This window comes from Rhizobium sp. BK376, assembly GCF_004341625.1.
In the GTDB taxonomy this organism is placed as follows: Bacteria; Pseudomonadota; Alphaproteobacteria; order Rhizobiales; family Rhizobiaceae; genus Rhizobium.
Map to the genome: position 1 here is coordinate 1 of NZ_SLZG01000068.1, position 7,807 is coordinate 7,807.

At 59.9% G+C, this 7,807-nt stretch carries 6 protein-coding genes; 5 read left to right on the plus strand and 1 reads right to left on the minus strand.

Annotated elements, in window-relative coordinates:
• On the minus strand, positions 1 to 555 hold a 555-nt coding region (gene dinB, locus EV561_RS36490; protein ID WP_132528708.1), incomplete at its 3' end, for a DNA polymerase IV.
• A gap of 254 nt (positions 556 to 809) precedes the next feature.
• On the opposite strand from dinB, the gene EV561_RS36495 reads away from it, so the two are divergent.
• The 5 genes from EV561_RS36495 to EV561_RS36510 all read left to right on the plus strand — a co-directional run bounded on the left by EV561_RS36495 (position 810) and on the right by EV561_RS36510 (position 7,679).
• The gene (locus tag EV561_RS36495) at positions 810 to 1,562 is read left to right on the plus strand and encodes an ImuA family protein (protein ID WP_132528709.1); all 753 of its coding nucleotides are present in this window, start codon (positions 810 to 812) and stop codon (positions 1,560 to 1,562) included.
• Positions 1,483 to 2,994 (plus strand): DNA polymerase Y family protein, encoded by a 1,512-nt coding sequence (locus tag EV561_RS36500; protein WP_132528710.1) that lies wholly within the window; start codon positions 1,483 to 1,485, stop codon positions 2,992 to 2,994. The genes EV561_RS36495 and EV561_RS36500 overlap by 80 nt, the downstream gene beginning before the upstream one ends.
• Positions 2,991 to 6,251: an error-prone DNA polymerase gene (locus EV561_RS36505; protein WP_132528711.1), complete on the plus strand. Its 3,261-nt coding sequence runs from the start codon at positions 2,991 to 2,993 to the stop codon at positions 6,249 to 6,251. The genes EV561_RS36500 and EV561_RS36505 overlap by 4 nt, the downstream gene beginning before the upstream one ends.
• A gap of 72 nt (positions 6,252 to 6,323) precedes the next feature.
• On the plus strand, positions 6,324 to 6,470 hold the full coding sequence (locus tag EV561_RS37530; protein WP_165928056.1) for a hypothetical protein: 147 nt from the start codon (positions 6,324 to 6,326) through the stop codon (positions 6,468 to 6,470).
• 549 nt (positions 6,471 to 7,019) lie between these two features.
• Complete coding sequence (locus tag EV561_RS36510; RefSeq protein WP_132528712.1) at positions 7,020 to 7,679, plus strand: ABC transporter ATP-binding protein; 660 nt, start codon at positions 7,020 to 7,022, stop codon at positions 7,677 to 7,679.
• The last annotated feature ends 128 nt before the right edge of the window (positions 7,680 to 7,807 follow it).

Sequence of the window (7,807 nt, forward strand, 5' to 3'; positions counted from 1 at the left end):
CTTGACGGGGAGGGCTGCCACGAATGCCGGGCCATTCTTCGGCGTGATGACGGCCTGGCCATTCGGCTTGTTCAGGTCGCTCGCCATCTTCGCCAAAAACTTGTTGTAGGAAATCCCTGCCGAGGCATTGAGCCCGGTTGCTGCCTCGATTTTCGCCCGGATCTCTTCGGCGATCTCGGTCGCGACCGCCATTCCCTTGAGATTGTCGGTGACATCCAAATATGCCTCGTCGAGGGAGAGAGGCTCTATCAGCGGCGTGTATTCTGCAAAGATCGCCCTGATCTGAAGGGATACCACCCTGTACACGTCGAAGCGCGGCTTGACGAAGATAAGGTCCGGGCACTTGCGCATCGCCGTCACGGACGCCATCGCCGAATGGACACCGAACTTGCGGGCCTCATAACTCGCAGCTGCCACGACACCACGCGCTTCACCAAAGCCGACGGCCACAGGCTTGCCTCTGAGTTCCGGATTGTCCCGCTGTTCGACCGAGGCGTAGAAAGCATCCATGTCGACGTGGATGATCTTGCGAACGGGCGATGTATCTTCCTGCATCTGAAAATCCATGAGCGAAGCCGGGAGTTTATCAAAAACCACACGACATTTCGGGCGCAAAGAATTTTACGGGCCCGGTTTCAGGGTACCTCACTGATTCAATGAGGTAATTCTGTCGCCACAAATTCACGAGACAATATTCCTATTTAGCAATGCCTTGACTCCTGTAATTTAAAGGAACAGATAGGGAACGTCAACATTCAAACGGTATGAAGCCGTCCTTTTCAACGCGATCTGAGCGGGATTCGTGATCAATGTCGGCTGCCCGCGAGCAAGTCATAACAGAACTGCGTGATCGCATCGCAGCGTTCGAGGGCGCGGGGCCGCGAAAGCTCGACAATCTGCCGTTCGGGGTCCCCGAGATCGACGCCGTTCTGCCTGGCGGTGGCCTTGCATATGGCGCTCTGCACGAGATTGCCGGAGGCGGAGCGGGCACCATCGACGGTGCAGCAGCCGCACTGTTCGTTGCTGGTATCGCCGCAAGGACGAAGGGCCAGGTCCTCTGGTGCATGACGAGACCGGACCTGTTTTTTCCAGCTTTGGCGCAGGCCGGCCTGCATCCGAACAGGCTGGTCTTTGTCGAAACGGACAAGGAGGAGGAGGTCCTCGCCTCGATGGAAGAGGGGCTTGCCTACGGCAGTCTCGGTGCCGTGGTCGGAGAGATCGTCAGGCTACCGATGGTCGCAAGCAGACGGCTGCAGCTCGCCGCCGAAAAGACCGGAACCATGGCGCTGGTCGTCCGGCGCTGGCGACGACAGACGGAGGCCTCTGATTTCGGGCAGCCGACGGCCTCGACGACACGGTGGCGGGTGAGCGTGCTGCCGTCGGAGCAATTGCCGGTTCCAGGCGTCGGTCGTCCTCGCTGGCTGCTGGAACTGCTGCGCGTGAAAGCGGGCGAGTGTGCTGAGTTTATGATTGGAGCCTGTGATGACGAGGGTCGTATCCATCTTTCTGCCGGAACTGTCGACCGATCGTATCCGCCGCGCCGATCCCTCTATTCCCGCTGACACGCCGGTCGTCGTCATCGCCAGAAGCGGGTCCAAGCGCTGGGTTTCCGCAATCGACACGACAGCCAGGAAACTCGGCATCAAGATCGGAATGCCAGCCGCCAAGGCGCAGGCACAGTTTCGGGAGCTTCTGATGAGGGATGCCGATCCGGGTGCAGATGCGGCGGCCCTTGAACGCATCACGCTCTGGGCGCTCGGCCAGTATTCGCCGGTCGTTGCCATGGATGCGCCCGATGGCATCGTCATGGACACGGAGGGTGCCGATCACCTTCAGGGCGGCGAAGAAATGATGCTGACCGGTATCGCCAACCGGTTCAGGGCGAGGGGGCTGACAGCAAGGGTCTCGATTGCCGATACCTGGGGGGCAGCACATGCCTGCGCCCGGGCGATTAGCCGCGAGACCGTCATCGTCCCGCCAGCCCAGACGGTTGCCGCCGTCGAGAAACTGTCGATCGCGCTTCTTCGCCTTCCAGAGAAGGTCGTTCATGATCTGCACCTGCTTGGCTTTCGAACCATCGGAGAGCTGTCGGCAACGCCGCGTGCGCCGCTGACGCTCCGCTTCGGCCCCGAGATCGGACGTCGTCTCGACCAGATGTTCGGGCGTCTCTCCGAGCCGATCGACCCGATCCGGCCGCCCGAGATGATCGAGGTCAGCCGCTCCTTTGCAGAACCCATCGGGGCGGCCGAAACGATCAACAAATATGTCGGTCGGCTGGTCGTGCAGTTGGTCGCCGAGCTGCAACGCAAGGGGCTCGGTGTCCGCCGGACCGACCTGATCGTCGAGAAGGTCGATGGTGTCAGGCAGGCAATCCGCGCGGGAACGGCAAAGCCCGCTCGCGACATTGCCTGGCTGACAAAACTGTTCCGCGACCGAACGGAAAAGATCGAGCCTGGTTTTGGGATCGAGAAGGTCACCCTCATCGCGATCATGACCGAGCCGCTCGCCGAGGAGCAGAAGGCGTCGTCGTTGATTGCCGAGGAGACAGCGGACATTACCCCGCTGATCGATATTTTTGGAAACAGGGGGGCGCGGGTCTACCGGGTGACGGCGGTCGCCTCGGATGTTCCCGAACGCAGCGTCCGCAAGGTCGCGGCTGGGGCAGGTGACGTGATCGAATCCTGGCCCCATCATTGGCGACGCCCGGTCCGGCTTCTTGCCCATCCGGAACAGATCGAGGCGATCGCGCTGATCCCGGACTATCCACCGGCAAGTATCACCTGGCGCGGCAAGCGGCGACGGGTCGTGCGAGCCGACGGCCCCGAGCGGGTGTTCGGTGAATGGTGGACGCGGAGTGCCGAATACCAGGCGGTTCGCGACTATTTCGTCGTCGAGGATGACAGCGGCGAGCGCCTCTGGGTCTACCGATCCGGTGACGGCGTCGATCCACAGACCGGTTCGCACAAATGGTTTCTCCATGGAGTCTTCGCATGAGCTACGCCGAATTGCAGGTCACCACGCATTTCAGCTTTCTTCGCGGGGCAAGCAGCGCCGACGAACTGTTTGCCATCGCCAGGGACCTTGGTATTCAAGCGGTCGGCGTCGTCGATCGCAATTCCCTGACAGGGATCGTCCGTGCCCTGGAAGCGTCGCGAGCAACAGGTGTCCGGCTTGTGGTGGGCTGTCGGCTCGACCTTCAGGACGGCATGTCGATCCTGGTTTACCCGACCGATCGCGCCGCCTATTCCCGGCTGACCCGTCTCCTGACACTGGGAAAGAGCAGGGGCGGGAAGGGCAAATGCATCCTCCACGCCGATGACATCGCCCACTATTGCGAAGACCTGATCGGCATCCTGGTGCCCGATCTCCCGGATGAGACCTGTGCCCTTCAGATGCGCAGGATGTCGGAACTCTTCGGAAACCGGGGTTATGTCTCTCTCTGCCTGCGGCGTCGGCCGAACGACCAGCTTCGCTTGCACGAGCTGTCGAACATGGCAGCCCATCATAAACTGAAGACCGTCGTTACCAATGACGTGCTCTTCCACGAACCGGGCCGCCGCCAGCTGCAGGATGTTGTCACCTGCATCCGCAACAACACGACCATCGACGATGTCGGCTTCGAGCGCGAACGGCACGCCGATAGGTTTCTCAAGCCACCCGAGGAAATTGAGCGCTTGTTCTCACGCTATCCGGAAGCCCTCGCGCGAACCCTGGAAATCGTCGAGCGCTGCAAATTCTCGCTGGACGAGCTGACCTACCAGTATCCCGAAGAGGCGCTCGTCGAAGGCATGAATGCGCAGCAGTCGCTGGAGCACTACGTGCGCGAATGCATCCCGGACCGCTATCCCGAGGGCTTGCCGCAGAAGGTCTTGAAGGCGGTCAGGCATGAACTCGATCTGATCAAGGAGATGCAATACGCGCCGTATTTCCTGACCGTTTTCTCGATCGTTCGATATGCCCGCTCCCGGGGAATCCTGTGCCAGGGACGGGGATCGGCGGCCAACAGCGCCATCTGCTATATTCTCGGCGTTACCTCGATCGATCCGGAAATGAACGATCTTCTGTTCGAGCGTTTCGTTTCGAAAGAACGCGACGAACCACCGGATATCGACGTCGACTTCGAGCACGAGCGGCGCGAGGAGGTCATCCAGTGGATTTATCGAACCTACGGCCATGACAAGGCAGCACTCTGTTCGACGGTGACGCGATATCGGGCAAAGGGGGCCATCCGTGATGTCGGCAAGGCGCTGGGCTTGCCGGAAGACGTCATCAAGGCGCTGTCATCAGGCATGTGGTCGTGGTCGGAGGAACTGGTCAGCGACAGCAGCCTTCGGGAAAACAACCTCAATCCGGACGATCGCCGTCTCGCCCTCACGCTGAAGCTCGCCCAGCAGCTGATGGGAGCGCCTCGGCATCTTGGCCAGCATCCGGGCGGCTTTGTCCTGACCCATGATCGGCTGGACGATCTCGTTCCGATCGAGCCCGCCACCATGGCCGACCGCCAGGTGATCGAATGGGACAAGGATGATATCGAAGCGCTGAAGTTCATGAAGGTGGATGTTCTGGCACTCGGGATGCTGACCTGCATGGCCAAGGCATTCGCGCTTATCGACGAGCACAAGGGAGCGCCGCTTGATCTTGCTTCCATTCCGCAGGAGGACCCGGCGACCTACGCGATGATCCGCAAGGCCGACACACTCGGCACCTTCCAGATCGAGTCCCGAGCACAGATGGCAATGCTGCCGAGGCTGAAGCCCAGGACCTTTTACGACCTGGTGATCCAGGTGGCGATCGTTCGCCCGGGCCCGATCCAGGGCGACATGGTGCATCCCTATCTTCGTCGCCGTGAAGGCAAGGAGCCTGTCGAATATCCGACGCCGGAGCTGGAGGCCGTGCTCGGCAAGACGCTCGGCGTGCCGCTGTTTCAGGAAAGTGCGATGAAGGTCGCAATGGTCTGCGCCGGATTCACCGGTGGCGAAGCCGATCAGCTCCGCAAATCGATGGCCACCTTCAAGTTCACGGGCGGCGTCAGCAAGTTCAAGACCAAGCTGATCGATGGCATGGTCAACAAGGGCTACTCGCGCGAGTTCGCCGAGAAGACGTTTTCGCAGCTCGAAGGTTTTGGAAGCTACGGCTTCCCCGAAAGTCATGCGGCCTCGTTTGCGCTCATCGCCTATGCTTCCAACTATGTGAAGCGCCACTTCCCAGACGTGTTCTGCGCAGCGCTCTTGAACAGTCAGCCGATGGGATTCTACGCACCTGCGCAGATCGTCGGCGATGCGGTGAAGCACGGCGTCGAGGTCCGACCCGTTTGCGTCAACCGGTCGCGATGGGACTGCACGCTGGAAGAGGTCGAAGGCTCCAACCATCATGCCGTCCGGCTCGGTATGCGCATGGTTCGAGGACTGGCGGCCGCCGACGTCGCGAGGATCGTTGTTGCCCGTACGGATCAACCCTTCGAAAGCGTCGACGACATGTGGCGGCGGTCCGGTATTCCGGCGACCTCGCTTGTGGAGCTGGCCGAAGCGGATGCCTTCCTACCGTCGCTGCAACTCGAACGGCGTGATGCGCTCTGGGCGATTAGGGCGCTGCGCGATGAGCCGCTTCCCCTGTTTGCGGCTGCCGCCGAGCGTCAGGAACAGGCGATTGCCGAACAGCAGGAGCCTGAGGTCGAACTCCGGCAGATGACTGAAGGCCACAATGTCATCCAGGACTATAGCCATGTCGGATTGACGCTGCGCCAGCATCCGATCTCGTTCCTGCGGAAAGACCTGAGCGAACGAAGCATCGTCACCTGCAACGAGGCTATGTCGGCTCGCGACGGCCGATGGCTGATAACAGCGGGGCTCGTTCTCGTGCGCCAACGACCGGGCAGCGCCAAGGGCGTGATATTCCTGACCATCGAGGACGAGACGGCCCCCGCCAATGCTGTCATCTGGCCAAAACTGTTCGAGCGTCGCCGTCGCGTGGCGCTCGGCGCATCGATGATGGCGATCCACGGGCGAATTCAAAGGGAAGGGGAGGTGGTACACCTGATTGCCCAGCAGATTTTCGATCTGTCCGGCGACCTGTCAGGATTGGCGGAGCTCAATGGAGATTTCAAATTGACGACCGGGCGAGGGGACGAATTTGCCCATGGCTCGCCGGGAAGACCGGATCAGCGCGATAAAGCGGCAGTAAAAACCAGGGATATCTTCATCCCCGATTTGCATATCGATCAGCTGAAGATCAAAAGTCGAAACTTCCATTAAATTGCAACCAAATTGGGAGACGGCCATGGATGAAACCATGAGGCGTGGGAACGTTGTTCGCGCAAGGGGGATATGATCCCTGCTATGCTTGTCGTCGAGCTGCGAATTCAGCCGGATGATCGGACGTTCGCGGAATTGCTGTGGTTCGATGGCAACATGAATGCACGCCAGGCCAATCTCGATACCGAACTGTTGGAGCATGTTCCTATGCAGGAATAGACAGGCTCGCCTGCATAACACGCGTCTCCGCAGAAATCGGGTGGCGGTAACGGAATCCTTCAGTATCGGGGGACGGGGGCCAGCTAGCCGAGATAGCCGCGAGGGGTGGTTGCAACGAATTGCATTGCTAACTCGGCTAGATAATCGTTTAATCAGGGGATTTTCCCAAAAATACACCCCCGAATTCTGGTCCATACCTTTCGGCCGTTGCCGATCGCGCGGTTATTACCCAAAAACACTGCAGGAACTGGCTGACCACGGTGTCGACGTCATTGCGCTTTTGGCACATCTTTGAAATCCATGGGTTATTTCTCAGAGCCGACAGCCGGAGGTCGGCGCAGCCTCGACGCCAATGCGTACCGTTGATCGATCAAGGTCTGGAAACAACGTTTCCACCAGCGCATCTCGCTTCACGGCACTGATTTTTCGGAGCATCTTCTCCTTCAGGTATAGGCCGACTTTGATTTGAATTCCATTCCCTCGCTGGACACCCTCCAAGGACACGGGCAAGGCTGTTACCACGAGTCGAAGAGCGGGTGCGTCTAGTCCATGGTCTTGTCGCTGCAAAACGTAAGCAAACATTTCGATACGGCCGAGGGCAGGCTTGACGTCCTTATCGACGTCGATCTCGATCTCGCAGCAGGTGAAAGCCTTGCTCTGACCGGAGAGTCCGGAAGCGGCAAAAGCACCTTGCTACATCTTGCTGCAGGCCTGGACAAACCCGATAGCGGCCGCGTCGACGTGGCAGGACATATCTTGTCCGACCTGGACGACAAAGCAAGAGCGGCCGCTAGGCGCAGCGTGGTCGGGATCGTTTTCCAGCAGTTTAACCTGATCCCCTCGCTGGACGTCGCCGCGAACTTGGCATTCCACGCGCGTCTTGCGGGTCGTGCCGATACTTCCTGGGAAAACCGACTTGCAGAGAAGCTTGGCCTCGTCGATCTGATGGAGCGATATCCTGAGCAATTGTCGGGCGGGCAGCAGCAGCGGGTTGCCATTGGGCGCACGCTTGCGATGCGGCCATTGCTGATACTCGCGGACGAGCCGACGGGAAACCTGGATGAAGCGAACGGCGATGCCGTGATGAGCTTGATGCTGGAACTCATCGCGGAGACAGGTTCCGCATTGCTGATGGTTACCCATTCAACGAGGTTAGGCACCCGGTTGGACAGACGACTCACGCTGACGAGCGGGCGATTCACATCATGATCGCAGCCACTTTTCGCGCGCTTCTGTCCCATTTGTCAGTACCGGAGCAATACTCCCCAATAGTGCCGTTTGAATCTTCCCCAGGTGCTGCGGCCGCTGGTCTTCCGGGGCGCGCCCCGGAAGACCAG

Excerpts from the sequence above, each read along its gene's own strand:
- EV561_RS37530 (WP_165928056.1), top strand. The coding sequence starts at position 6,324 with ATGATCCCTGCTATGCTTGTCGTCGAGCTGCGAATTCAGCCGGATGAT.
- EV561_RS36510 (WP_132528712.1), top strand. The coding sequence starts at position 7,020 with ATGGTCTTGTCGCTGCAAAACGTAAGCAAACATTTCGATACGGCCGAG.
- EV561_RS36495 (WP_132528709.1), top strand. The coding sequence starts at position 810 with ATGTCGGCTGCCCGCGAGCAAGTCATAACAGAACTGCGTGATCGCATC.
- EV561_RS36505 (WP_132528711.1), top strand. The coding sequence starts at position 2,991 with ATGAGCTACGCCGAATTGCAGGTCACCACGCATTTCAGCTTTCTTCGC.
- EV561_RS36500 (WP_132528710.1), top strand. The coding sequence starts at position 1,483 with ATGACGAGGGTCGTATCCATCTTTCTGCCGGAACTGTCGACCGATCGT.